This window comes from Pseudomonas sp. EMN2 (genome assembly GCF_009650555.1).
GTDB classification, from domain to species: Bacteria; Pseudomonadota; Gammaproteobacteria; order Pseudomonadales; family Pseudomonadaceae; genus Aquipseudomonas; species Aquipseudomonas sichuanensis.
Genome location: NZ_VZZR01000073.1, coordinates 1 through 22,160, shown reverse-complemented (window position 1 = coordinate 22,160; position 22,160 = coordinate 1). Strand labels below are relative to the sequence as shown.

The 22,160-nt window shown below is 63.7% G+C and carries 21 protein-coding genes and 1 tRNA gene; 18 read left to right on the top strand and 4 right to left on the bottom strand.

Features of this window, described 5'->3' with window-relative positions; genetic code table 11:
* Window positions 1–218 precede the first annotated feature (218 nt).
* From F6X61_RS20425 to F6X61_RS20415, 3 genes are read left to right on the top strand one after another with little or no spacing between them, the layout of a single operon-like run.
* Window positions 219–878, top strand: coding sequence for a paraquat-inducible protein A (locus F6X61_RS20425; RefSeq protein WP_153788182.1), 660 nt, complete (start codon window positions 219–221; stop codon window positions 876–878).
* On the top strand, window positions 865–1,488 hold the full coding sequence (locus F6X61_RS20420) for a paraquat-inducible protein A (protein WP_153788180.1): 624 nt from the start codon (window positions 865–867) through the stop codon (window positions 1,486–1,488). Before F6X61_RS20425 ends, F6X61_RS20420 begins: the two co-directional genes overlap by 14 nt.
* Window positions 1,481–3,781 carry a PqiB family protein gene (locus F6X61_RS20415; protein WP_153788178.1) on the top strand — a complete coding sequence of 767 codons (2,301 nt, stop codon included), beginning with the start codon at window positions 1,481–1,483 and terminating at the stop codon, window positions 3,779–3,781. Before F6X61_RS20420 ends, F6X61_RS20415 begins: the two co-directional genes overlap by 8 nt.
* Before the next feature lie 203 nt (window positions 3,782–3,984).
* Here F6X61_RS20415 and rpsT read toward each other — a convergent pair whose 3' ends face one another.
* Window positions 3,985–4,263 carry a 30S ribosomal protein S20 gene (rpsT, locus tag F6X61_RS20410; RefSeq protein ID WP_003247625.1) on the bottom strand — a complete coding sequence of 93 codons (279 nt, stop codon included), beginning with the start codon at window positions 4,261–4,263 and terminating at the stop codon, window positions 3,985–3,987.
* A gap of 251 nt (window positions 4,264–4,514) precedes the next feature.
* Here rpsT and murJ point away from each other — a divergent pair, with 251 nt between their 5' ends.
* From murJ to ispH, 6 genes are all read left to right on the top strand, one after another.
* Window positions 4,515–6,053 (top strand): murein biosynthesis integral membrane protein MurJ, encoded by a 1,539-nt coding sequence (gene murJ, locus F6X61_RS20405; RefSeq protein WP_153788177.1) that lies wholly within the window; start codon window positions 4,515–4,517, stop codon window positions 6,051–6,053.
* Between the two features lie 117 nt (window positions 6,054–6,170).
* Window positions 6,171–7,121 (top strand): bifunctional riboflavin kinase/FAD synthetase, encoded by a 951-nt coding sequence (gene ribF / locus F6X61_RS20400; RefSeq protein ID WP_153788175.1) that lies wholly within the window; start codon window positions 6,171–6,173, stop codon window positions 7,119–7,121.
* Window positions 7,118–9,949, top strand: a complete 2,832-nt coding sequence (gene ileS, locus F6X61_RS20395) for an isoleucine--tRNA ligase (protein WP_153788173.1) — start codon at window positions 7,118–7,120, stop codon at window positions 9,947–9,949. The genes ribF and ileS overlap by 4 nt, the downstream gene beginning before the upstream one ends.
* The gene (gene lspA, locus F6X61_RS20390; protein ID WP_110991777.1) at window positions 9,942–10,454 is read left to right on the top strand and encodes a signal peptidase II; all 513 of its coding nucleotides are present in this window, start codon (window positions 9,942–9,944) and stop codon (window positions 10,452–10,454) included. The genes ileS and lspA overlap by 8 nt, the downstream gene beginning before the upstream one ends.
* Window positions 10,447–10,884 carry a peptidylprolyl isomerase gene (locus tag F6X61_RS20385; RefSeq protein ID WP_110991776.1) on the top strand — a complete coding sequence of 146 codons (438 nt, stop codon included), beginning with the start codon at window positions 10,447–10,449 and terminating at the stop codon, window positions 10,882–10,884. The genes lspA and F6X61_RS20385 overlap by 8 nt, the downstream gene beginning before the upstream one ends.
* 14 nt (window positions 10,885–10,898) lie before the next feature.
* Window positions 10,899–11,846, top strand: a complete 948-nt coding sequence (gene ispH / locus F6X61_RS20380) for a 4-hydroxy-3-methylbut-2-enyl diphosphate reductase (protein ID WP_153788172.1) — start codon at window positions 10,899–10,901, stop codon at window positions 11,844–11,846.
* Here the strand turns inward: ispH and F6X61_RS20375 are convergent, their stop codons facing one another.
* Window positions 11,847–12,326, bottom strand: a complete 480-nt coding sequence (locus F6X61_RS20375; RefSeq protein ID WP_153788170.1) for a GspH/FimT family protein — start codon at window positions 12,324–12,326, stop codon at window positions 11,847–11,849.
* A gap of 109 nt (window positions 12,327–12,435) precedes the next feature.
* Between F6X61_RS20375 and F6X61_RS27415 the strand changes: the two genes are divergently transcribed.
* From F6X61_RS27415 to thiO, 5 genes are read left to right on the top strand one after another with little or no spacing between them, the layout of a single operon-like run.
* Window positions 12,436–12,792: a prepilin-type N-terminal cleavage/methylation domain-containing protein gene (locus F6X61_RS27415; RefSeq protein ID WP_153788168.1), complete on the top strand. Its 357-nt coding sequence runs from the start codon at window positions 12,436–12,438 to the stop codon at window positions 12,790–12,792.
* Window positions 12,789–13,424, top strand: coding sequence for a PilW family protein (locus F6X61_RS20365; RefSeq protein ID WP_153788166.1), 636 nt, complete (start codon window positions 12,789–12,791; stop codon window positions 13,422–13,424). Before F6X61_RS27415 ends, F6X61_RS20365 begins: the two co-directional genes overlap by 4 nt.
* Window positions 13,421–13,891, top strand: a complete 471-nt coding sequence (locus tag F6X61_RS20360) for a hypothetical protein (protein WP_153788165.1) — start codon at window positions 13,421–13,423, stop codon at window positions 13,889–13,891. Before F6X61_RS20365 ends, F6X61_RS20360 begins: the two co-directional genes overlap by 4 nt.
* A 1-nt stretch (window position 13,892) precedes the next feature.
* Entirely contained in the window at window positions 13,893–14,291 is a 399-nt protein-coding gene (locus F6X61_RS20355) for a type IV pilin protein (protein ID WP_153788163.1), read from the top strand.
* 53 nt (window positions 14,292–14,344) lie between these two features.
* Window positions 14,345–15,442: a glycine oxidase ThiO gene (thiO, locus tag F6X61_RS20350; protein WP_153788161.1), complete on the top strand. Its 1,098-nt coding sequence runs from the start codon at window positions 14,345–14,347 to the stop codon at window positions 15,440–15,442.
* A gap of 181 nt (window positions 15,443–15,623) precedes the next feature.
* Here thiO and F6X61_RS20345 read toward each other — a convergent pair whose 3' ends face one another.
* Both F6X61_RS20345 and F6X61_RS20340 read right to left on the bottom strand, forming a co-directional pair.
* Window positions 15,624–15,854, bottom strand: a complete 231-nt coding sequence (locus tag F6X61_RS20345; protein ID WP_153788160.1) for a PP0621 family protein — start codon at window positions 15,852–15,854, stop codon at window positions 15,624–15,626.
* 94 nt (window positions 15,855–15,948) lie between these two features.
* Window positions 15,949–16,968: an outer membrane protein assembly factor BamD gene (locus tag F6X61_RS20340; protein ID WP_153788159.1), complete on the bottom strand. Its 1,020-nt coding sequence runs from the start codon at window positions 16,966–16,968 to the stop codon at window positions 15,949–15,951.
* Window positions 16,969–17,117: 149 nt separating this feature from the next.
* Here F6X61_RS20340 and rluD point away from each other — a divergent pair, with 149 nt between their 5' ends.
* From rluD to F6X61_RS20320, 4 genes are all read left to right on the top strand, one after another.
* Window positions 17,118–18,080 (top strand): 23S rRNA pseudouridine(1911/1915/1917) synthase RluD, encoded by a 963-nt coding sequence (gene rluD, locus F6X61_RS20335; RefSeq protein ID WP_125462591.1) that lies wholly within the window; start codon window positions 17,118–17,120, stop codon window positions 18,078–18,080.
* Window positions 18,077–18,817 (top strand): peptidoglycan editing factor PgeF, encoded by a 741-nt coding sequence (pgeF, locus tag F6X61_RS20330; protein ID WP_153788157.1) that lies wholly within the window; start codon window positions 18,077–18,079, stop codon window positions 18,815–18,817. Before rluD ends, pgeF begins: the two co-directional genes overlap by 4 nt.
* 267 nt (window positions 18,818–19,084) lie before the next feature.
* Window positions 19,085–21,649, top strand: a complete 2,565-nt coding sequence (gene clpB / locus F6X61_RS20325) for an ATP-dependent chaperone ClpB (RefSeq protein ID WP_153788155.1) — start codon at window positions 19,085–19,087, stop codon at window positions 21,647–21,649.
* Between the two features lie 434 nt (window positions 21,650–22,083).
* A tRNA-Asn gene (locus tag F6X61_RS20320) sits at window positions 22,084–22,159 on the top strand.
* Window position 22,160: the final 1 nt, after the last annotated feature.

The window sequence follows — 22,160 nt, the reverse complement described above, 5'->3', positions numbered from 1 at the left end:
TGTGAGAGTAGGTCATCGTCAAGATTCATTTCGCAAAACCCCTATCTGCGCATGCAGGTAGGGGTTTTGTCTTTTCTGCCAGGACGAAATCAGTGCTCCTGGGCAGTGAGCAGCGCCACCCCTTCAGGTGCTGGCATACAGTCCCTCACAATAGTCGTCTCCCACAATTCGAGTCAGAACACTAGAATAGAGCCGACGCATCCATTCAGAACCCTCCTATGCCCAACCCTGTCGATACGCAAGCGCTCGCACAGTTACCCTTGGACGAACTCGTTGCCTGCCACGAGTGCGACCTGCTGATGCGCAAAACGACGCTGCAAAACGACGAGAAGGCCCATTGCCCGCGCTGTGGCTACGAGCTTTATGCCCATCGGCATAATGTCGTTCCTCGCAGCCTGGCACTGGTCCTTACCGCCTTGCTGCTCTATGTGCCTGCCAACTTCTTGCCGATCATGCAGCTGCACCTGCTTGGCCAAACCTCGGACGATACCGTCTGGAGCGGCGTGCTCGGCTTGTACAACACCGGCATGCGCGGCGTCGCCGTGGTGGTGTTCCTGTGCAGCATGGCCATCCCGTTGCTCAAGTTGCTGTGCCAGTTGCTGGTGCTGCTGAGCATCCGTTTTGACCTCGGTCGCAGTTACGGTTTGCTGATCTATCGTATTTATCACCACTTGCGCGAGTGGGGCATGCTCGAGGTGTACTTCATGGGTGTGCTGGTTGCCATCGTCAAACTGGTCGACCTGGCTGAACTGAGTATCGGTCTCGGCCTGTTCTGCTTCATCAGCCTGTTGCTGGTGCAGGTGTGGCTGGAAGTAGTGATGTCGCCGCACCAGATCTGGGTGGCCTTGTCCGGGGAGGATGTCCATGCGGGCGATTGATGCAGGCATTCTGGTCTGCGGTGAATGCCATGAGCTCAACCGCCGCGAGGCAGATACCACGTCGCAGACGTGCACCCGCTGCGGGGCCATTGTCCATGAGCGACGCCCTAACAGCATCGTGCGTACCTGGGCGCTGCTGATCACTGCGATGGTGCTCTATATCCCTGCCAACGTGATGCCGATCATGACAGTCAGTGCGCTCGGGCAGGGCAGCCCCGACACCATCATGTCGGGGGTCATTACCCTGCTCAAGCACGGCATGTTGCCGATCGCCGCCGTGGTATTCATCGCCAGTATCCTGGTGCCCACCTTCAAGCTGGTGGGCATTGCCCTGCTGCTGTACTCGGTGCAGCGCCACCAGCCACTGTCGGCGCGCCAGCGCATCCTCATGTACCGCTTCATCGAGTTCATCGGGCGCTGGTCCATGCTGGATATCTTTGTCATTGCCATCCTGGTGGCGGTGGTGAATTTTGGCCGCATTGCCAGTGTCGAAGCCAACCTGGGCGCTGTCGCCTTCGCCAGTGTGGTGATTCTGACGATGCTCGCAGCCTTAACTTTCGATCCCCGACTGATCTGGGACAACACGGAGTCGGATGACGACCATGAGTGACTTGCCTACGGCTAAAACCCGCCCTGCTTCGAACTGGTCGGCCATCTGGATCCTGCCGCTGATCGCGCTGGCCATCGGTGGCTGGCTGGCCTGGCAGGCCTACCGTGACGCCGGTATCGAAATCCAGGTGCGCTTCGAAACCGGCGAAGGCATAGTCGCCAACAAGACCGAGGTCATTTTCAAGGGCATGTCGGTCGGTAAGGTGACGGGCCTGGAGCTGGATAACAAGGGTGACAATCGGGGCGTGGTCGCCACCATAGAAATGAACAAGGCGGCCGGGCCGCATTTGACCAAAGGCACGCGCTTCTGGCTGGTAAAGCCCAGCGTCAGCCTGGCAGGTATCTCCGGGCTTGAAACGCTTGTCTCAGGTAATTACATCGCCGTGGAACCAGGGCAGGGTGAGCCGACCAAGCGCTTCACCGCGCTCAAGGAAGCCCCGCCGTTGTCCGATGCCGAGCCCGGTTTGCACCTGACCCTCAAGGCCGAGCGCCTGGGTTCGCTCAACCGTGACAGCCCGGTGTTCTACAAGCAGATTCAGGTGGGTCGGGTGAAAAGCTATCGCCTGTCCGAGGATCAGGGCACTGTGGAGATCAAGGTTTTCATCGCGCCCGCCTACGCCAGCCTGGTACGCAAGCACACGCGTTTCTGGAACGCCAGCGGTGTCAGCATCGATGCCGATCTGTCCGGCGTGAAGGTACGCACCGAATCGCTTTCCAGCATCGTCGCCGGCGGTATCGCCTTTGCCACGCCAGAAAATCGCCAGGACAGCCCGCCCACTGATCCAAGCCTGCCGTTCCGGCTGTACGAGGATTTCGATGCCGCCCAGGCGGGTATCCGGGTGAAGGTCAAGCTGAGTGATTTCGAGGGGCTGCAGAAGGGCCGTACCCCGGTGCTGTACAAGGGTATCCAGGTAGGCTCGCTCAAGGACCTGAAGATCGAAGGTGACCTGTCCAGCGCCATGGCGGAACTGACCCTGGACCCACTGGCAGAGGATTACCTGGTCGAAGGGACCCAGTTCTGGGTGGTCAAACCTTCCATCTCGCTCGCCGGTATCACTGGCCTGGAGGCGCTGGTAAAGGGTAACTACATCGCTGTTCGCCCGGGTGAGCCCGGCGCCAAGCCGTTGCGTGAGTTCGAGGCACGGCCCAAGGCACCGCCGCTTGATCTCAAGGCGCCAGGTTTGCACATGGTGTTGTTCGCCGAAACCCTCGGCTCGCTGGAAGTTGGCAGCCCGGTCATGTACCGCCAGGTGCGCGTGGGCAGCGTGCAGAGCTATCAGTTCGCCCGCAACAGCAAGCGCATCCTGATCGGTGTTCACATCGAGAAGGAGTATGCCAACCTGGTCAACGGCTCCACCCGCTTCTGGAATGCCAGTGGCATCACCCTGACCGGCGGCCTCTCAGGGATCCAGGTCAAGAGTGAGTCGCTGCAGACCCTCATGGCCGGGGGTATATCTTTCGATACGCCAAAACCCGATGTACCGCTCAAGCGGCGTATCCCGCGTTTCCGTCTGCATGAGAGCCAGGAGGCCGCCAACCGTGCCGGCACCCTGGTGACCATTCGCGTGGAGCGTGCTGATGGGCTGAAGCCAGGTACCTCAATCCGCTTCCGCGGGCTGGACGTGGGCAGTGTCGAGAGCGTGGATCTGACCAGCGACTTGCAGGGCGTAGTGCTCAGGGCACGTATTACCCAGGCCGCAGATCGCATTGCACGGGTGGGGACACAGTTCTGGGTGGTCAAGCCGGCCCTGGGCCTGGTGCGCACCGAGAACCTCGATACCTTGGTGGGAGGGCAGTACCTGGAAGTGTTGCCGGCGCTCAAGGACAAGGGGCCGCAGCGTGACTTCATCGCCTTGGCCGATGCGCCGGAGCTTAAGGGCGAGGAAGTCGGCCTGCCACTGACCCTGAGCGCGCCGCGGCGCGGCTCGATCAAGCCCGGGGTGCCGGTCACCTACCGTGAAGTCGCGGTGGGCAAGGTGGTCGGCTTCGAGCTGGGCCAGACTGCCGACCGGGTACTTATCCACATCCTGATCGAGCCGCGTTATGCCGGCCTGGTGCGCGGAGGCAGTCGCTTCTGGAACAGCAGCGGGTTCGGTTTCGACTGGGGTCTGTTCAAAGGCGCCACGGTGCGTACCGAGTCGCTGGAAACCTTGATCGACGGTGGTATTGCCTTTGCCACGCCGGATGGTGAGCAGATGGGCAACCCGGCGCGGCCGCAGCAGACCTTCGCCCTGTTCGACAAGCCGGAAGATGCCTGGCTGCAGTGGGCGCCGAAGCTGCAGATCGGCAAGTGATGAAGGGCAGGGCCGCCATGCGGCCCTGTCCCTGTAGGAGCGGCTTTAGCCGCGAACACCCGCGCAGCGGGTGCCATCCACCGCGTTGCTTGCTTCGCGGCTGAAGCCGCTCCCACAGGACAATTGATCTGCCAGCATGACGCACCAAATCTCAGGCATAAAAAAACCGACCCTAGGGTCGGTTTTTTCGACAAGAACGTCGCTTAGGCAGCTGCAGCTTCTTTCAGTGCCTTGATGTGGCCATTCAGACGGCCTTTGTGGCGAGCAGCCTTGTTCTTGTGGATGATGCCCTTGTCGGCCATACGGTCGATTACAGGCACAGCCAGAACGTAAGCGGCTTGCGCTTTTTCAGCGTCTTTTGCGTCAATGGCTTTGACTACATTCTTGATGTAGGTGCGAACCATGGAACGCAGGCTGGCGTTGTGGCTGCGACGCTTCTCAGCCTGTTTTGCACGTTTCTTGGCGGAAGGTGTGTTGGCCACCGTCGAGCTCCTCGAAAGACTTTAGGTAAATAGCAAACAAAATAGGCCGCGAATCATGCCGACGAGTCGAACGGATGTCAAGGCCACCTGCAAGGTTCCGCCGAGTGGTGGGTCAACAGGCAGGAAAGATTCCTTTCTGCTACGCGACCTGTAAACTCGGGAATTTTTGGCTCCCCTGCGAAGGCGCGGGAGTATCGCACATTCGGATGCCAACTGGCAGCGTCCTCCGTCCTCTGGCGTGAATCTTTTCGATGAACCTGCTCAAATCCCTGGCTGCGGTCAGCTCCATCACCATGATTTCCCGGGTGCTCGGCTTCGTGCGCGACACCATCCTGGCGCGGATTTTCGGCGCTGGCGTAGCCACCGACGCCTTCTTCATCGCCTTCAAGCTGCCCAACCTGCTGCGGCGGATCTTTGCCGAGGGCGCGTTTTCGCAAGCCTTCGTGCCGATCCTGGCCGAGTACAAGACCCAGCAGGGCGAGGAGGCCACCCGAACCTTCATTGCCTATGTCAGCGGCCTGCTTACCCTGGTCCTGGCACTGGTGACCGTCGTCGGCATTCTTGCCGCGCCCTGGGTGGTCTGGGCCACGGCGCCGGGGTTCGTCGACAATGCCGAGAAGTACGAACTGACCACTTCGCTGCTGCGGGTGACCTTTCCTTATATATTGCTGATCTCGCTGTCTTCGCTGGCAGGCGCCATCCTCAATACCTGGAACCGTTTCAGCGTTCCGGCCTTCACCCCGACCCTGCTCAACGTGGCGATGATCGCCTTCGCCGTTCTGCTCACACCCTACTTCGACCCGCCCATCATGGCCCTGGGCTGGGGCGTGCTGGCCGGCGGCCTGGCGCAACTGTTGTACCAGCTGCCCGCGCTGAAGAAGATCGGCATGCTCGTGCTGCCGCGCCTGAACCTGCGCGACGCCGGCGTGTGGCGGGTGCTCAAGCAGATGCTGCCGGCCATCCTCGGGGTATCGGTGAGCCAGATCTCGCTGATCATCAACACCATTTTCGCCTCCTTCCTGGTGGCCGGTTCGGTGTCGTGGATGTATTACGCCGACCGGCTGATGGAGCTGCCTTCGGGGGTGCTGGGCGTGGCCCTGGGCACCATCCTGTTGCCGACCCTGGCCAAGACCTACGCCAACAAGGACCGTGAAGAGTACTCGCGGATTCTCGATTGGGGCCTGCGCCTGTGCTTCCTGCTGGTGTTGCCGTGCACCCTGGCCCTGGCGATTCTTGCCGAACCGCTGACCGTGGCGCTGTTCCAGTACGGCAAGTTCACCGCCTTCGACGCGGCCATGACCCAACGTGCCCTGATCGCCTATTCGGTGGGCCTGCTGGCGATCATCCTGGTCAAGGTGCTGGCACCCGGCTTCTATGCGCAGCAGAATATCCGCACGCCGGTGAAGATCGCGGTGTTCACCCTGGTCTGCACCCAACTGCTCAACCTGGCGCTGGTCGGCCCGCTGGCCCATGCCGGGCTGGCCCTGGCGATCAGCCTGGGGGCCTGCCTGAATGCCGGCTTGCTGTACTGGAAGCTGCGCAGCCAACGGCTGTACACGCCGCAGCCAGGCTGGGTGCTGTTCCTGCTCAAGCTGGTGTTGGCGGTAGGGTTGATGTCGGGCGTGCTGCTGTTGGGCATGCACTACCTGCCGGCCTGGGCGCAGGGCGATATGCTGGCGCGCTTCCTGCGCCTGGGCGGCCTGATCGCGGCGGGTGTGGTCACTTACTTCGGTTGCCTGTACCTGTGCGGTTTCCGCCCGCGGCATTTCGCCCGCAAAGCGCTGCACTGAGGCGCAAAAGGGTCAGGCGTCGGTTTTTCACATTCCACACACCCGGGTGGCGCTGCTGCCTGTCGTCAGCGCCCGGGTGTGGTTATAATCGGCCACTTTATGAGCAAGAAGCGCGTTATGCAGCTGGTTCGAGGTCTTCACAACCTGCGCCCCGAGCACCGGGGCTGTGTCGCCACCATTGGCAACTTCGACGGGGTCCACCGGGGTCACCAGGCGATCCTCGCGCGCCTGCGCGAGCGTGGCCAGGCACTCGGCATGCCCACCTGCGTGGTGATCTTCGAGCCGCAGCCGCGCGAATACTTCGCCCCCGACACCGCTCCGGCTCGCCTGGCGCGCCTGCGCGACAAGGTCGAGCTGCTGGCCGCCGAAGGTATCGACCGGGTGTTGTGCCTGGCCTTCAACCAGCGCCTGAGCAAGCTCAGCGCCGATGAGTTCGTCAAGGCGATCCTGGTCGATGGCCTGGGTGTGCGCCACCTCGAAGTGGGTGACGACTTCCGCTTCGGCTGCGACCGCGCCGGCGATTTCGATTTCCTGGTCGGTGCAGGCGCGCGCTACGGCTTTACCGTCGAAGCCGCCAACACCGTGATCCAGGACTGCCTGCGGGTCAGCAGCACCGAAGTGCGCAAGGCCCTCAGCGAAGGCAACTTCGAACTGGCCGCGCACCTGCTGGGCCGCCCTTACCGCATTACCGGGCGCGTGCTGCACGGCCAGAAACTGGCCCGTCAGCTCGGCACGCCCACCGCCAACATCCAGCTCAAGCGCCGCCGCGTGCCGCTGTCCGGGGTCTACCTGGCCAGCATCGAGATCGACGGCAAGCAGTGGCCGGGTGTCGGCAATATCGGAGTACGCCCCACCGTCGCCGGTGATGGGCGTCCCCACCTGGAGATTCATCTTCTGGACTACGCCGGTGACCTCTACGGCCGGCGTCTGACGGTGGAGTTCCACCACAAGCTGCGTGAAGAGCAGCGTTTCGCCTCCCTGGAGGCGCTGAAGTCGGCGATCGACGCGGACATCGCCGCCGCACGTGCCCACTGGCACGCTCAACCGCTAACGAAGAGCCTGAAATGACCGACTACAAAGCCACGCTAAACCTTCCGGACACCGCCTTCCCGATGAAGGCCGGCCTGCCTCAGCGCGAACCGCAGATTCTGCAGCGCTGGGACAGCATTGGCCTGTACCAGAAGCTGCGCGAAATTGGCAAGGATCGTCCGAAGTTCGTCCTGCACGACGGCCCGCCCTATGCCAACGGCAAGATCCATATCGGTCATGCGCTGAACAAGATTCTCAAGGACATGATCGTCCGCTCGAAAACCCTGTCGGGCTTCGACGCGCCCTACGTGCCGGGCTGGGACTGCCACGGCCTGCCGATCGAGCACAAGGTCGAGGTCACCCACGGCAAGCACCTGACTGCCGACCGCACCCGCGAGCTGTGCCGCGAATACGCCGCCGAGCAGATCGAAGGGCAGAAGACCGAGTTCATCCGCCTGGGCGTGCTGGGTGACTGGGACAACCCCTACAAGACCATGAACTTCGCCAACGAGGCCGGTGAAATCCGCGCCCTGGCCGAGATGGTCAAGCAAGGCTTCGTGTTCAAGGGCCTCAAGCCCGTGAACTGGTGCTTCGATTGCGCATCGGCACTGGCCGAAGCCGAAGTCGAATACGCCGACAAGAAATCCCAGACCATCGACGTGGCCTTCCCGGTCGCAGACGACGCCAAGCTGGCCGCCGCCTTCGGCCTGGCTTCGCTGGCCAAGCCGGCTGCCATCGTGATCTGGACCACCACCCCGTGGACCATCCCGGCCAACCAGGCGTTGAACATCCACCCGGAGTTCAAGTACGCCCTGGTCGATACCGGCGAGCGCCTGCTGGTGCTGGCCGAAGAGCTGGTCGAGTCGTGCCTCAAGCGCTACAACCTCGAAGGTTCGGTCATCGCCACTGCCCAGGGTTCGGCGCTGGAACTGATCAACTTCCGCCACCCGTTCTACGACCGCCTGTCGCCGATCTACCTGGCCGACTACGTCGAACTGGGCGCCGGTACCGGCGTGGTGCACTCGGCGCCTGCCTACGGTGAAGACGACTTCGTCACCTGCAAGCGCTACGGCATGGTCAATGACGACATCCTCACCCCGGTGCAGAGCAACGGCGTGTACGTCGAATCGCTGCCGTTCTTCGGCGGCCAGTTCATCTGGAAGGCCAACCCGGCCATCGTCGACAAGCTGAGCGAAGTCGGTGCGCTGATGCACACCGAGACCATCAGCCACAGCTACATGCACTGCTGGCGCCACAAGACCCCGCTGATCTACCGCGCCACCGCGCAGTGGTTCGTCGGCATGGACAAGCAGCCCTCCACTGGCGAGCCGCTGCGTGAACGCGCGCTCAAGGCCATCGAAGACACCAAGTTCGTCCCAGCCTGGGGCCAGGCGCGCCTGCACTCGATGATCGCCAACCGCCCGGACTGGTGCATCTCGCGTCAGCGCAACTGGGGCGTGCCGATCCCGTTCTTCCTTGACAAGCAGACCGGCGAGCTGCACCCGCGCACCGTCGAGCTGATGGAAGAAGTGGCCAAGCGCGTCGAGAAAGAAGGCATCGAAGCCTGGTTCAAGATGGACGCCGCCGAACTGCTCGGTGACGAAGCCGGCCAGTACGACAAGATCGCCGACACTCTCGACGTCTGGTTCGACTCCGGCACCACCCACTGGCATGTGCTGCGTGGCTCGCACGACATCGGCCACGCCACCGGCCCGCGCGCCGACCTGTACCTGGAAGGTTCCGACCAGCACCGCGGCTGGTTCCACTCCTCGTTGCTGACCGGCTGCGCCATCGACAACCACGCGCCGTACCGCGAGCTGCTGACCCACGGCTTCACCGTGGACGAGAGCGGCCGCAAGATGTCCAAGTCGCTGGGCAACACCATCGAGCCGGAAAAGGTCAACAACACCCTGGGTGCCGACATCCTGCGCCTGTGGGTCTCGGCCACCGACTACTCCGGTGAGATGGCGGTTTCCGAGCAGATCCTGCAGCGCAGCGCCGACGCCTACCGCCGTATCCGCAACACCGCGCGCTTCCTGCTTTCCAACCTGTCCGGCTTCGACCCGGCCCGCGACCTGCTGCCGGCCGAAGACATGCTGGCGCTGGACCGCTGGGCGGTGGACCGTACCCTGCTGCTGCAACGCGAGCTGGAAGAGCACTACGGCGAATACCGCTTCTGGAACGTCTACTCGAAGATCCACAACTTCTGCGTGCAGGAGCTGGGCGGCTTCTACCTCGACATCATCAAGGACCGCCAGTACACCACCGGCGCCAACAGTGTCGCCCGCCGTTCCTGCCAGACCGCGCTGTACCACATCAGCGAGGCGCTGGTGCGCTGGATCGCGCCGATCCTGGCCTTCACCGCCGACGAAATCTGGCAGTACCTGCCAGGCGAGCGCAACGAGTCGGTGATGCTCAACGGCTGGTACCAGGGCCTGAGCGAACTGCCGGCCGACGCCGAGCTGGACCGCGCCTACTGGGACCGCGTGATGGCCGTCAAGGCAGCCGTCAACAAGGAGCTGGAGAACCAGCGCAGCGCCAAGGTCATCGGCGGCAACCTGCAGGCCGAAGTCACTCTGTTCGCCGAAGAGGGCCTGACCGCCGACCTGAACAAGCTCGGCGACGAGCTGCGCTTCGTGCTGATCACCTCCGCCGCCAGCGTGGTGCCGTTCGTCCAGGCCCCGGCCGATGCCGTGACAACCGAAGTCGAAGGCCTCAAGCTGAAGATCGTCAAGTCCGGCCACGCCAAGTGCGGCCGTTGCTGGCACTTCCGCGCCGACGTCGGCAGCCACCCGGAGCACCCGGAAATCTGCGGCCGTTGCGTCGACAACCTGAGCGGTGAAGGTGAGGTGCGCCACTATGCCTAATGCAGCTGGGCGCTTCGGGCGCCTTGCCTGGCTCTGGCTGAGCCTGGTGGTACTGGTCGTCGACCAGGCCACCAAGGTCTACTTCGAAGGGGCATTGAGCCTGTACCAGCAGATCGTGGTCATCCCCGACTACTTCAGCTGGACCCTGGCCTACAACACCGGCGCGGCCTTCAGCTTCCTCGCCGACAGCTCCGGCTGGCAGCGCTGGTTGTTCGCCCTGATCGCCGTGGTGGTCAGTGCCGTGCTGGTGGTCTGGCTCAAGCGCCTGGGGCGCAACGAGACCTGGCTTGCCGTGGCCCTGGCCCTGGTGCTGGGCGGTGCGCTGGGCAACCTGTACGACCGCGTGGTGCTTGGCCATGTGGTCGACTTCATCCTGGTGCACTGGCGCAACACCCATTACTTCCCGGCCTTCAACGTGGCCGACAGCGCCATCACCGTGGGTGCGGTGATGCTGGCGCTGGATATGTTCAAGAGCAAGAAGTCCGAGGAGCCTGTCCATGACTGAGACACGTATTGGCCAGAACACCGAAGTGACCCTGCACTTCGCCCTGCACCTGGAAAACGGCGACACCGTCGACAGCACCTTCGACAAGGCCCCGGCCACCTTCAAGGTCGGCGATGGCAACCTGCTGCCAGGCTTCGAAAGCGCCCTGTTCGGTTTCAAGGCCGGTGACCAGCGCAAGCTGAGCATCGCCCCAGAGAACGCCTTCGGCCAGCACAACCCGCAGAACGTGCAGGTGATGCCGCGCTCGCAGTTCGAAGGCATGGAGCTGTCCGACGGGCTGCTGGTGATCTTCAACGATGCCGCCAACACCGAGCTGCCGGGTGTGGTCAAAGCGTTCGACGACAACCAGGTGACCATCGACTTCAACCATCCACTGGCTGGCAAGACCCTCAACTTCGAGGTGCAGATCCTCGACGTGAAGGCCCTGTGAGCCTGGAGCCGAGCATGCAAATCAAACTCGCCAACCCGCGCGGCTTCTGCGCGGGGGTCGACCGGGCGATCGAGATCGTCAACCGCGCCCTGGAAGTCTTCGGCCCGCCGATCTACGTGCGTCACGAAGTGGTGCACAACAAGTTCGTCGTCGAAGACTTGCGCAGCCGTGGCGCGGTGTTCGTCGAAGAGCTGGACCAGGTGCCGGACGACGTCATCGTCATCTTCAGTGCCCACGGTGTATCGCAAGCGGTGCGCCAGGAGGCAGCCGGCCGTGGCCTGAAAGTCTTCGATGCCACCTGCCCGCTGGTGACCAAGGTGCATATCGAGGTGGCCAAGTACAGCCGCGACGGCCGTGAGTGCATCCTGATCGGCCACGCCGGGCACCCGGAAGTCGAAGGCACCATGGGGCAATACGATGCCAGCAATGGCGGCGCCATCTACCTCGTCGAGGACGAGAAGGACGTCGCCGCGCTGCAGGTGCGCAACCCCGAGCACCTGGCCTTCGTCACCCAGACCACCCTGTCGATGGATGACACCAGCCGGGTCATCGACGCCCTGCGCGCACGCTTCCCGAGCATCGGCGGGCCGCGCAAGGACGACATCTGCTACGCCACCCAGAACCGCCAGGACGCCGTCAAGCAACTGGCCGACGAGTGCGACGTGGTACTGGTGGTCGGCAGTCCCAACAGCTCCAACTCCAACCGCCTGCGTGAGCTGGCCGAGCGCATGAGCACCCCGGCCTACCTGATCGACGGTGCCGAGGACCTGCAGCGCAGCTGGTTCGACGGTGTCGGGCGGATCGGCATCACCGCCGGTGCTTCGGCCCCCGAAGTGTTGGTGCGTGGCGTGATCGAACAGCTCAAGGCCTGGGGCGCCACCGGCGCCGAAGAGCTCGATGGCCGTGAGGAGAACATCACCTTCTCCATGCCCAAAGAGCTGCGGGTTCGCTCGCTGATCTGATCAGTCGCTTGCGCAGCGGCGTTTTTCGTCGTTGAGCAGGCGTACTCTTCCACTGGGGCTCAGCACCACCTGATACAGGCTGGCCCCGGTGTTGCGCTGGCAGATATGCAGGGTGACACCACCGAAGCCAGACCCCAATGGCGCGCCGCGCCCGCTGAACCTCATTTCCCTTGAATCGCTGGCGACAATCCAGATTGACCTGCCCAGGCGATGTTCGCGCAGCAACTGGCCGTCGCGCTGCAGCGACAGGCGCCAGCCCTTGCCCCAGTCTCCCTCCACTGGCAGTACCAGCACTGCCTGTTGGCGCAGCAGCGCCTGGTTGCGCGCGTCACGCAGCGCCTGCGCCAGCTCCCGCGCAGTCGCAGACTGATAAAGCTCTTCGCTGACCTTGCTGTAGGCCGATACCCCCAGGTGCGTCAGAAGGCCGGCCACGGCCAGCGCGCACATCATTTGTATCAGTGTTACGCCCTGTTGCTTCACCGTGCATTCCTCCCAACAAGTGCTTCGCTGAAGCTTCGCGGTCGCCTGGCAGGAGCGCCAGTCGGCCACTTCAGGTAGTGGGCGGGGAAAGATCCCAGGAGGGGGAGCAATGTGGGCCAGGGAAGGTGGCATGACGTTGTTGGAGGTGCTGGTGGCCATGGCGGTGCTGGCGCTGGGCGTGTACATGGCAGCGGCGCTGCAGGTGCGTGGTTTGCAGGCCAGCGACAACGCCCGGCGTGAGGGCCAGGCGCTGCAGTTGTTGCAGGGCATGCTGGAGCGGGTGAGAGCGGTGGGTGCGCTATCGGCTGCCGACCAGGCGGCCTGGCAGGTACAGGTACCTGCCGTGCTGGGGGCTTCGGCTGAGGGCAGGGTCAGCCACAGTGCTGGCCGGCTGATGCTGGAGGTGCACTGGTCAGTGGGCGCTGAGCGGCAGGTGCTTGGCTTGCAGGGCAGGGTGCAGCCATGACGCGCCGGCAAACAGGCGTCGGCCTGATTGAGACGATGTTGGCGCTGGCGCTCGGGCTGATGCTGCTGGCAGCGGCAAGCCAAGTGTTCGGTTCGGCCTATCAGGCCTGGCGCCTGCAAGGCGCGACCGCGCGGATGCAGGATGACGCCCGGCTGGTCCTGCAGCGCATGGCCGAGGATATCCGCATGGCCGGCATGTTCGGCTGCTTGCGCCTTGAGCCCGAGGACTTTCGCGTGTCCGACGCTGCTCAGGCCTTTGCCAACCCGATCCAGATCACCCCTGGCAATATCACTCTGGTCGGTGCCGCGCTATCCGGCCTGCCTGGCCCATCGGATTGGACAGTGCTCGGCGATTGCAGCAGTTGGGCGCACGTGATGGGCGGCCAGCATGTGCCGGCGGGCGATCTGTTCGCCTTGCCGGTGCGCCGGCTGGTCTACCAATTGCGCGATGGAAGCCTGTTGCTCCTCACCAAATCCCAGAACGCCAGGCTGATCGACAATGTGCGGGCGCTGGAGCTGTCCAGGGTGGGCCAGCGTGTGGATATCCGCCTCATCCTGTACGACCGCCAGCACCAGCTTGAGCAACAGCACCAGATAAGCGTGGCCGTGCGCAATCCGCAGGGTGACGCATGAAGCGCCAGCGCGGCGTCGTCCTGCTGTTGGCGTTGAGCCTGAGCCTGCTGCTGGGATTGCTGGCGGCCCAGGGGCTACGTGAAGCACTGGTGCAGCAGCAACTGATGAGCGAGCAACTGGCGGGTGCGCACGCTTTTGAGCAGGCGGAGGCCAGCCTGGTCGAGGGCGCAGCGTTGTTGTCGACTCACTTGCCCGAGGAGTGCTCGGCGTGCCTGCCCCCCGGCCTTCCGGGCGACGATCCTGTTCCGCCCTGGCAAGCCACCGACAGCGGCTACGTCCTGCTGCAGAACCTTGGCGAAAGCACCAAGGCTGCCGGCATGCCGGCAGGCGAGCAGGTGACGCTGTTCCGGGTAACGGCCGTCAGCCATCAGGTGCACGGCCGTCGGGCCCTTGAAGCAATGTATGCGCTGGATGGCGCGGCCGTGATGCGACGCATCAGCTGGCGCCAACGCCTGGAGGACGACTGACATGCAGCGTGGTCTGAGCCTTATCGAGTTGTTGATTGTCGTGGCGCTGATCGGCATGCTGGCAGCCATTGCCTACCCCAGTTACAGCGAACAGCTACAGCGTGCCGCGCGCAGCGAGGTGGCCGGCCTGCTGCAGGATGCGGCGCTGCGCCTTGCGCGCCACCACACCCGCGTCGGCGGCTATGCCGACAACGAACAGCTGGTGACGCCATTGCCCATGGGTAACCGCTACTACCGCCTGCAGACTCGCCGTGAAACAGACAGTTTCACGCTGTTGGCCATTCGCCTGCCCGGCGGGTTGATGGCGCACGATCGCTGTGGCGACTTCCAGCTCGACCAGGCAGGCGTGCGCAGCAACCCAGGTGCTGGCGACGATGCCGAGCTTTGCTGGGGAAGCTGAAGATCAGAAGGTGCCTCGGCACCGTGGAATTACTTCAGGTGTTGGATCGAACGATGAGCAAGCAAGTAGTGATTGTGGGCGGTGGCGTCATCGGCCTGCTGACGGCGTTCAACCTGGCGGCCGAGGTCGACCGGGTGGTGCTGTGCGACCAGGGCGAAGTCGGTCGCGAGTCGTCGTGGGCGGGGGGCGGTATCGTCTCGCCACTGTACCCGTGGCGCTACAGCAAGGCGGTGACCGCGCTGGCGCACTGGTCGCAGGATTTTTATCCACAGCTGGGCGAGCGCCTGTTCGACAGCACCGGCGTCGACCCCGAGGTGCACACTACCGGCCTGTACTGGCTGGATCTGGACGATGAAGCCGAGGCCCTGGCATGGGCTGCGCGCGAACAGCGCCCGCTGAGTGCGGTGGATATCTCGGCGGCCTACGACGCCGTGCCGGTTCTGGGCCCGGGCTACCGCCACGCGATCTACATGGCCGGTGTGGCCAATGTGCGCAACCCGCGCCTGGTCAAGTCGCTCAAGGCCGCGCTGCTGGCGCTGCCCAACGTTACCTTGCGCGAGCATTGCCAAGTCACCGGCTTCGCCCAGGAAGGCGGGCGCATCGTCGGTGTACAGACCAACGACGGCGTGCTGGCCGCCGATGATGTGGTGCTCAGTGCCGGTGCCTGGAGCGGCGATCTGTTGCAGACCCTGGGCCTGGAACTACCGGTGGAGCCGGTCAAGGGCCAGATGATCCTGTTCAAGTGCGCCGAAGATTTCTTGCCTAGCATGGTCCTGGCCAAGGGGCGCTACGCGATCCCGCGCCGCGACGGGCACATCCTGGTGGGCAGTACCCTGGAGCACGAAGGCTACGACAAGACCCCCACCGCCGAAGCGCTGGCCAGCCTCAAGGCCTCGGCCATCGAGTTGCTGCCGGCCCTGGCCGAGGCCACGGTGGTCGGCCACTGGGCCGGGTTGCGCCCGGGCTCGCCGGAAGGCATTCCCTTCATCGGCCAGGTGCCGGGGCATCAGGGGTTGTGGCTGAACTGCGGGCATTACCGCAACGGCCTGGTGCTGGCGCCGGCGTCATGCCAGTTGTTCACTGATTTGCTGCTGGGACGCGCGCCGATCATCGACCCGGCGCCGTATGCGCCGGCGGGTCGCCTGGGCTGAGGTTGCCGGATGCGATTCAGCCTGTGGGAGCGGGTTTACCCGCGAAGCAGGCGGCGCGGTGGATGGCACCGGCTCTGCCGGTGTTCGCGGGTAAATCGCAGGGGCGAACCGCCGCCCCCACAGGATACGCACGCCCTGTGGGAGCCGGCTTGCCGGCGATGGGGCAAACGCAGTACCGGGCTTAGCCCTGGCGCCCTGGCCCCTGCTCCAGATGCTGCTGGCTGCAATACCAGTCCTTGCCCAACTGCAGGGCACGGTCATTGGGCAGGTGCACGCCGCAGTGGGCGCAGCGCACCATCCTCAGCGGGTCGTCGAGGCGCGGCTCGGCGGGGGATTGCTGGCTGGTCTTGAACTTGCGCCACAGCCAGAACGCGGCAGCGATAAGGGCGATCCAGAAAAGTAGGCGAACCATGGTGTCCAGCTTGTCGAGAGAAGAAGGCGACAGTCTAGGATGCGGCCAATAAAAAAGGGAGGCCTTGGGCCTCCCTTCTTTGTCACGCGCAGGGTCAGTCGAACATGCCGAAGGTCATGTAGCTGAACCACGAGCGGTCTTTCTCGGCTTCTTTCGGGCCTTCCGGCAGGATCGGGTCGCCGTTCTCGTCCTTGGGCAGCAGGTCTTCCGGCATCTCGGAACGGGCATCCTGGAACTGGCGCACCACGTCCTGGTTGGCGCGGGTCTCGCCCGGCGGCAGCGGTGTCTCGGTTTCGATCAGGCCCAGAGTGGCCTTGGACAGCCAGGAACGGTTGCCGTTTTCATCCTGGGTGGCGACGAACTGGCCATCGACCAGGCTCGGGTGGTTCGGGTAGTTGAGCTTGAGAGTTTCCAGGCTGGTAGCGGCCAGTTCGTCCAGGTGCATGCGCTGGTACGACTCGACCATCACCGCCAGGCCGTCGCCGACCGATGGGGTTTCCTGGAAGTTCTCGACCACGTAGCGGCCACGGTTGGCGGCGGCCACATAGGCTTCGCGGCTCAGGTAGTAGTTGGCCACGTGGATTTCGTAGCTGGCCAGCAGGTTGCGCAGGTAGATCATGCGCTGCTTGGCGTCTGGCGAGTAACGGCTGTTGGGGAAGCGGCTGGTCAGCTGGGCGAACTCGTTGTACGAGTCGCGGGCGGCGCCTGGGTCACGCTTGGTCATGTCCAGCGGCAGGAAGCGCGCCAGCAGGCCACGGTCCTGGTCGAAAGAGGTCAGGCCTTTGAGGTAATAGGCGTAGTCGACGTTCGGGTGCTGCGGGTGCAGGCGGATGAAGCGCTCGGCGGCGGACTTGGCGGCCTCGGGCTCGGAGTTCTTGTAGTTGGCGTAGATCAGCTCGAGCTGGGCCTGGTCGGCGTAGCGGCCGAACGGGTAGCGCGACTCCAGGGCCTTGAGCTTGTTCACGGCGCTGGTGTAGCTGGAGTTGTCCAGATCAGCCTGGGCCTGCTGGTACAGCTCGGCCTCGCTGAGGTTCTCGTCAATGACTTCCTTGTTCGAGGAACAGGCAGCGGTGAGCCCGAGGATGGCGATCAGCAGCAGGTGTTTCACTTGCATGGCGGCTTGCGTCCCTTTGACGGCCGCTGTCTTGGGCGGTGCCGTCCTGTTATGATGAGCGCCCCCGGCCAAACCCCGGGGCAAAAGAAGCCGTATTTAACCACAAGCACGCAGCCGAAACCAAAGGCTGTACGCCCGCCGAATTGAGCATGTCCGAGATCATTCAACTTAGCGCAGAGGTCCCGTCCGAACTGGGCGGCCAACGCCTCGACCAGGTCGCCGCCCAACTGTTCGCCGAGTACTCGCGTTCGCGCCTGACTTCGTGGATCAAGGACGGCCGCCTGACCGTCAATGACGCGGTACTGCGGCCGCGCGACACCGTTCACAGTGGCGACATCCTGGCCCTCGAGGCCGAACAGGAAGCCCAGGGTGAATGGGTGGCCCAGGATATCGAGCTGGACATCGTCTACGAAGACGACCAGATCCTGGTGATCAACAAGCCTGCCGGGCTGGTGGTCCACCCGGCGGCCGGCCATGCCGATGGCACCTTGCTCAATGCCCTGCTGCACCATGTGCCGGACATCATCAATGTGCCGCGCGCGGGTATCGTGCATCGTCTGGACAAGGACACCACCGGCCTGATGGTGGTGGCCAAGACCCTGCAGGCACAGACCAAGCTGGTCGAGCAGCTGCAGAGCCGCAGCGTCAGCCGCATCTATGAATGCATCGTGGTGGGCGTGGTGATTGCCGGTGGCAAGATCGACGCGCCGATCGGCCGTCACGGCGGCCTGCGCCAGCGCATGGCGGTCACCGACGGCGGCAAGCCGGCGGTCAGCCACTACCGGGTACTCAAGCGCTTCCGTTCGCACACCCATGTGCGGGTCAAGCTGGAAACCGGCCGCACCCACCAGATCCGTGTGCACATGGCCCATGTCGGCTATCCGTTGGTCGGCGACCAGACGTACGGCGTACGTTTCCGCATTCCACCGGCCGCCAGCGTGACCATGGTCGAGGCGGTGAAGAACTTCCCGCGCCAGGCCCTGCACGCACGCTTCCTGGCCCTGGATCACCCGACCACCGGTGAGCGCATGGAGTGGAAGTCGGAGCTGCCGGACGACTTCAAGTGGCTGCTGTCGCTGCTCGAACAGGACCGCGAGAGCTTCATCGGATGAGTGGCCTGACGCAGTCGCTGATCTTCCCCGACTGGCCGGCCCCGGCCTCGGTACGCGCCTGTGTCACCACCCGCGAGGGCGGCGTCAGCCTGCCGCCCTATGCCACCTTCAATCTTGGCGACCATGTGGGCGATGACCCGCTGGCCGTTGCCGAGAACCGTCGTCGCCTCAGTGATGAATTCGCCATCCAGCCCGCCTGGCTCAAGCAGGTGCATGGGCTGGTGGTGGCTGACGCCAACCCGGCGGTGGTTGCCGAGGCCGATGCCAGCTGGACCGACCAGCCCGGCATTGCCTGCACCGTGATGACCGCCGATTGCTTGCCCGCGCTGTTCTGCGACCGTGCCGGCACCCGTGTGGCCGCCGCCCATGCTGGCTGGCGCGGGCTGGCCGGTGGTGTGCTGGAAGCTACCCTGGACCGCCTGGCCGTGCCGCCTGAAGAGGTGCTGGTGTGGCTGGGCCCTGCCATTGGCCCGCAGGCATTCGAAGTGGGCCTGGAAGTGCGTGATGCGTTCACGGCCGTGCATCCCGAGGCAGCTGCAGCCTTTGTAGACGGTGAACGGCCGGGCAAGCTGATGGCCGACATCTATGCGCTGGCGCGGATCCGCCTGGCCGCACGCGGTGTGACGGCTGTTTACGGCGATGGTTTCTGCACCGTCAGCGATCAACGCTTCTTCTCCTATCGCCGCACCCCGCAGGGTGGGCGTTTTGCTTCGTTGGTGTGGCTCAGCCCTCGCTAATCCTGGGGCCGCTTCGCGGCCCAATCGCTGGCAAGCCAGCTCCCACATGTCAAGGTTTGTGCTGCCCCTGTGGGAGCCGGCTTGCCGGCGATTGGGCTGCGCAGCAGCCCCCGGCAATCTCAATCCCACCACCCTCCCTGCTGACCTCCGTCAATCCCGCTACGCTTGAATCTTCCAGAATCACCCCTATCTATTGGTCATCTCAGGCAGGTTCTTCATACAGGTGCTGTCCATCGCTCCGCCTGCCCTTTATAGGAAGGTATCCCCATGCGAATAGACCGACTGACCAGCAAGCTGCAACTCGCGTTATCCGATTCCCAATCCCTGGCCGTGGGCATGGACCACCCGGCCATCGAGCCCCTGCACCTGTTGCAGGCGCTTGTCGACCAGCAGGGCGGCTCGATCAAGCCGCTGCTGATGCAGGTGGGCTTCGACATCAACAGCCTGAAGAAGGCGTTGACCAAGGAGCTCGACCAGCTTCCGAAAATCCAGAACCCCACCGGCGACGTGAACATGTCCCAGGACCTGGCGCGCCTGCTCAACCAGGCCGACCGCCTGGCCCAGCAGAAAGGTGACCAGTTCATCTCCAGCGAACTGGTGCTGCTCGCCGCCATGGACGAGAACAGCAAGGTCGGCAAGTTGCTGCTCGGCCAGGGCGTGACCAAGAAGGCCCTGGAAAACGCCATCAACAACCTGCGCGGCGGCGCGGCGGTAAATGACGCCAACGCCGAAGAGTCGCGCCAGGCCCTGGACAAGTACACCGTCGACCTCACCAAGCGTGCCGAGGAAGGCAAGCTCGACCCGGTGATCGGCCGTGACGACGAAATCCGCCGCACCGTGCAGGTGCTGCAGCGCCGCACCAAGAACAACCCGGTGCTGATCGGCGAACCCGGCGTGGGCAAGACCGCCATCGCCGAAGGCCTGGCCCAGCGCATCATCAACGGTGAAGTGCCCGATGGCCTCAAAGGCAAGCGCCTGCTGGCGCTGGACATGGGCGCGCTGATCGCTGGCGCCAAGTACCGCGGCGAGTTCGAAGAGCGCCTCAAAGGCCTGCTCAACGAGCTGTCCAAGCAAGAAGGCCAGATCATCCTGTTCATCGACGAACTGCACACCATGGTCGGCGCCGGCAAGGGCGAGGGCGCCATGGACGCCGGCAACATGCTCAAGCCGGCCCTGGCCCGTGGCGAGCTGCACTGCGTAGGTGCCACCACGCTCAACGAGTACCGCCAGTTCATCGAGAAGGACGCTGCCCTCGAGCGCCGCTTCCAGAAGGTGCTGGTCGAAGAGCCGAGCGAGGAAGACACCATCGCCATCCTGCGCGGCCTTAAAGAACGCTATGAAGTGCACCACAAGGTGGCCATCACCGACGGCGCGATCATCGCCGCGGCCAAGCTCAGCCACCGCTACATCACCGACCGTCAGCTGCCGGACAAGGCCATCGACCTGATCGACGAAGCCGCCAGCCGCATCCGCATGGAGATCGACTCCAAGCCGGAGGTGCTCGACCGCCTCGACCGCCGTCTGATCCAGCTGAAGGTGGAATCCCAGGCGCTGAAGAAAGAAGAGGACGAAGCGGCGAAGAAACGCCTGGAAAAACTGACCGAAGAAATCGAGCGGCTGGAGCGCGAGTACTCCGACCTCGAAGAAATCTGGGCTTCCGAGAAAGCCGAGGTGCAGGGTTCGGCGCAGATCCAGCAGAAGATCGAGCAGTCCCGCCAGGAGCTCGAAGCCGCCCGCCGCAAAGGCGACCTCAGCCGCATGGCCGAGCTGCAGTACGGGGTCATCCCGGACCTGGAGCGCAGCCTGCAGATGGTCGACCAGCACGGCAAGAGCGACAACCAGCTGCTGCGCAACAAGGTGACCGAGGAAGAAATCGCCGAAGTGGTCTCCAAGTGGACCGGCATCCCGGTGGCCAAGATGCTCGAAGGTGAGCGCGAGAAGCTGTTGAAGATGGAAAGCCTGCTGCATGAGCGGGTGATCGGCCAGGACGAGGCGGTGACTGCCGTGGCCAACGCCGTGCGCCGCTCCCGTGCCGGGCTGTCCGACCCGAACCGCCCCAGCGGCTCGTTCCTGTTCCTCGGCCCGACCGGCGTGGGCAAGACCGAGCTGTGCAAGGCCCTGGCCGAGTTCCTGTTCGACACCGAAGAGGCCATGGTGCGCATCGACATGTCCGAGTTCATGGAGAAACACTCCGTGGCGCGGCTGATCGGTGCCCCACCAGGGTATGTGGGTTATGAAGAGGGCGGTTACCTGACCGAGGCCGTGCGCCGCAAGCCGTACTCGGTGGTGCTGCTGGACGAGGTGGAGAAAGCCCACCCGGATGTGTTCAACGTGCTGCTGCAGGTACTTGAAGACGGCCGCCTGACCGACAGCCACGGCCGCACCGTGGACTTCCGTAACACGGTGATCGTGATGACCTCCAACCTGGGCTCGGCGCAGATCCAGGAACTGGTGGGCGACCGCGAGGCGCAGCGTGCGGCGGTAATGGATGCGGTGGGCGCGCACTTCCGGCCCGAGTTCATCAACCGTATCGACGAAGTGGTGGTGTTCGAGCCACTGGGCCGCGAGCAGATCGCCGGTATCACCGAGATCCAGCTGGGCCGCCTGCGCAGCCGCCTGCTGGAGCGCGAGCTGAGCCTGAGCCTCAGCCCCGAGGCCTTGGACAAGCTGATCGCCGTGGGTTACGACCCGGTGTATGGCGCACGGCCGCTCAAGCGTGCGATCCAGCGCTGGATCGAAAACCCGCTGGCGCAGTTGATCCTTGGTGGGCAGTTCCTGCCTGGTGCGGCGATCACGGCAAAGGTGGAAGGCGACGAAATCGTCTTTGCCTGATCACTGTTGAAATGCAGAGCCCCGCGAAAGCGGGGCTTTTTTTTGTGCTTGGGTCGACAGCATCGCGGGGCAAGCCCGCTCCCACGCCTGCACCACCTGCCCCGCGATAGGGCCGGTGCGGCCCAGCAAAATCGGCTCTTCCCGACCTTTTTTCATAACTTGCTGAAATTTTTGAAAAAAACGCTTGCCAGGAAAAAGAAGTGCCCCTAATATACGCCGCGTTGTCAGCCACTAAGCGAATCACCAGCAACACCGGTGACCGCAAAACAACTTACAAATCAGTAAGTTGAATGAAAAAAAGGGGTTGACAAGCAAAACGAAGAATGTAGAATAGCCGGCCTCAGCAGCGACAAAGCGAAAGCAGCGAAGCTAAAGAGCCCGAAGCGAACACAGCCTTCGGAGTAGCAGTGAAGTAAGTTGTACCGAAGTTCAGTTCCGCGATAGCTCAGTCGGTAGAGCAAATGACTGTTAATCATTGGGTCCCTGGTTCGAGTCCAGGTCGCGGAGCCAA

Bases quoted from the DNA above. Each gene is read 5' to 3' on its own strand.
- F6X61_RS20420 (WP_153788180.1), top strand. From the start codon at position 865: ATGCGGGCGATTGATGCAGGCATTCTGGTCTGCGGTGAATGCCATGAG.
- F6X61_RS20425 (WP_153788182.1), top strand. From the start codon at position 219: ATGCCCAACCCTGTCGATACGCAAGCGCTCGCACAGTTACCCTTGGAC.
- clpB (WP_153788155.1), top strand. From the start codon at position 19,085: ATGCGAATAGACCGACTGACCAGCAAGCTGCAACTCGCGTTATCCGAT.
- pgeF (WP_153788157.1), top strand. From the start codon at position 18,077: ATGAGTGGCCTGACGCAGTCGCTGATCTTCCCCGACTGGCCGGCCCCG.
- F6X61_RS20385 (WP_110991776.1), top strand. From the start codon at position 10,447: ATGACTGAGACACGTATTGGCCAGAACACCGAAGTGACCCTGCACTTC.
- murJ (WP_153788177.1), top strand. From the start codon at position 4,515: ATGAACCTGCTCAAATCCCTGGCTGCGGTCAGCTCCATCACCATGATT.
- rluD (WP_125462591.1), top strand. From the start codon at position 17,118: ATGTCCGAGATCATTCAACTTAGCGCAGAGGTCCCGTCCGAACTGGGC.
- thiO (WP_153788161.1), top strand. From the start codon at position 14,345: ATGAGCAAGCAAGTAGTGATTGTGGGCGGTGGCGTCATCGGCCTGCTG.
- F6X61_RS20355 (WP_153788163.1), top strand. From the start codon at position 13,893: ATGCAGCGTGGTCTGAGCCTTATCGAGTTGTTGATTGTCGTGGCGCTG.
- ispH (WP_153788172.1), top strand. From the start codon at position 10,899: ATGCAAATCAAACTCGCCAACCCGCGCGGCTTCTGCGCGGGGGTCGAC.
- F6X61_RS20415 (WP_153788178.1), top strand. From the start codon at position 1,481: ATGAGTGACTTGCCTACGGCTAAAACCCGCCCTGCTTCGAACTGGTCG.
- ileS (WP_153788173.1), top strand. From the start codon at position 7,118: ATGACCGACTACAAAGCCACGCTAAACCTTCCGGACACCGCCTTCCCG.
- F6X61_RS27415 (WP_153788168.1), top strand. From the start codon at position 12,436: ATGTGGGCCAGGGAAGGTGGCATGACGTTGTTGGAGGTGCTGGTGGCC.
- lspA (WP_110991777.1), top strand. From the start codon at position 9,942: ATGCCTAATGCAGCTGGGCGCTTCGGGCGCCTTGCCTGGCTCTGGCTG.
- ribF (WP_153788175.1), top strand. From the start codon at position 6,171: ATGCAGCTGGTTCGAGGTCTTCACAACCTGCGCCCCGAGCACCGGGGC.
- F6X61_RS20360 (WP_153788165.1), top strand. From the start codon at position 13,421: ATGAAGCGCCAGCGCGGCGTCGTCCTGCTGTTGGCGTTGAGCCTGAGC.
- F6X61_RS20345 (WP_153788160.1), bottom strand. From the start codon at position 15,854: ATGGTTCGCCTACTTTTCTGGATCGCCCTTATCGCTGCCGCGTTCTGG.
- F6X61_RS20365 (WP_153788166.1), top strand. From the start codon at position 12,789: ATGACGCGCCGGCAAACAGGCGTCGGCCTGATTGAGACGATGTTGGCG.
- F6X61_RS20340 (WP_153788159.1), bottom strand. From the start codon at position 16,968: ATGCAAGTGAAACACCTGCTGCTGATCGCCATCCTCGGGCTCACCGCT.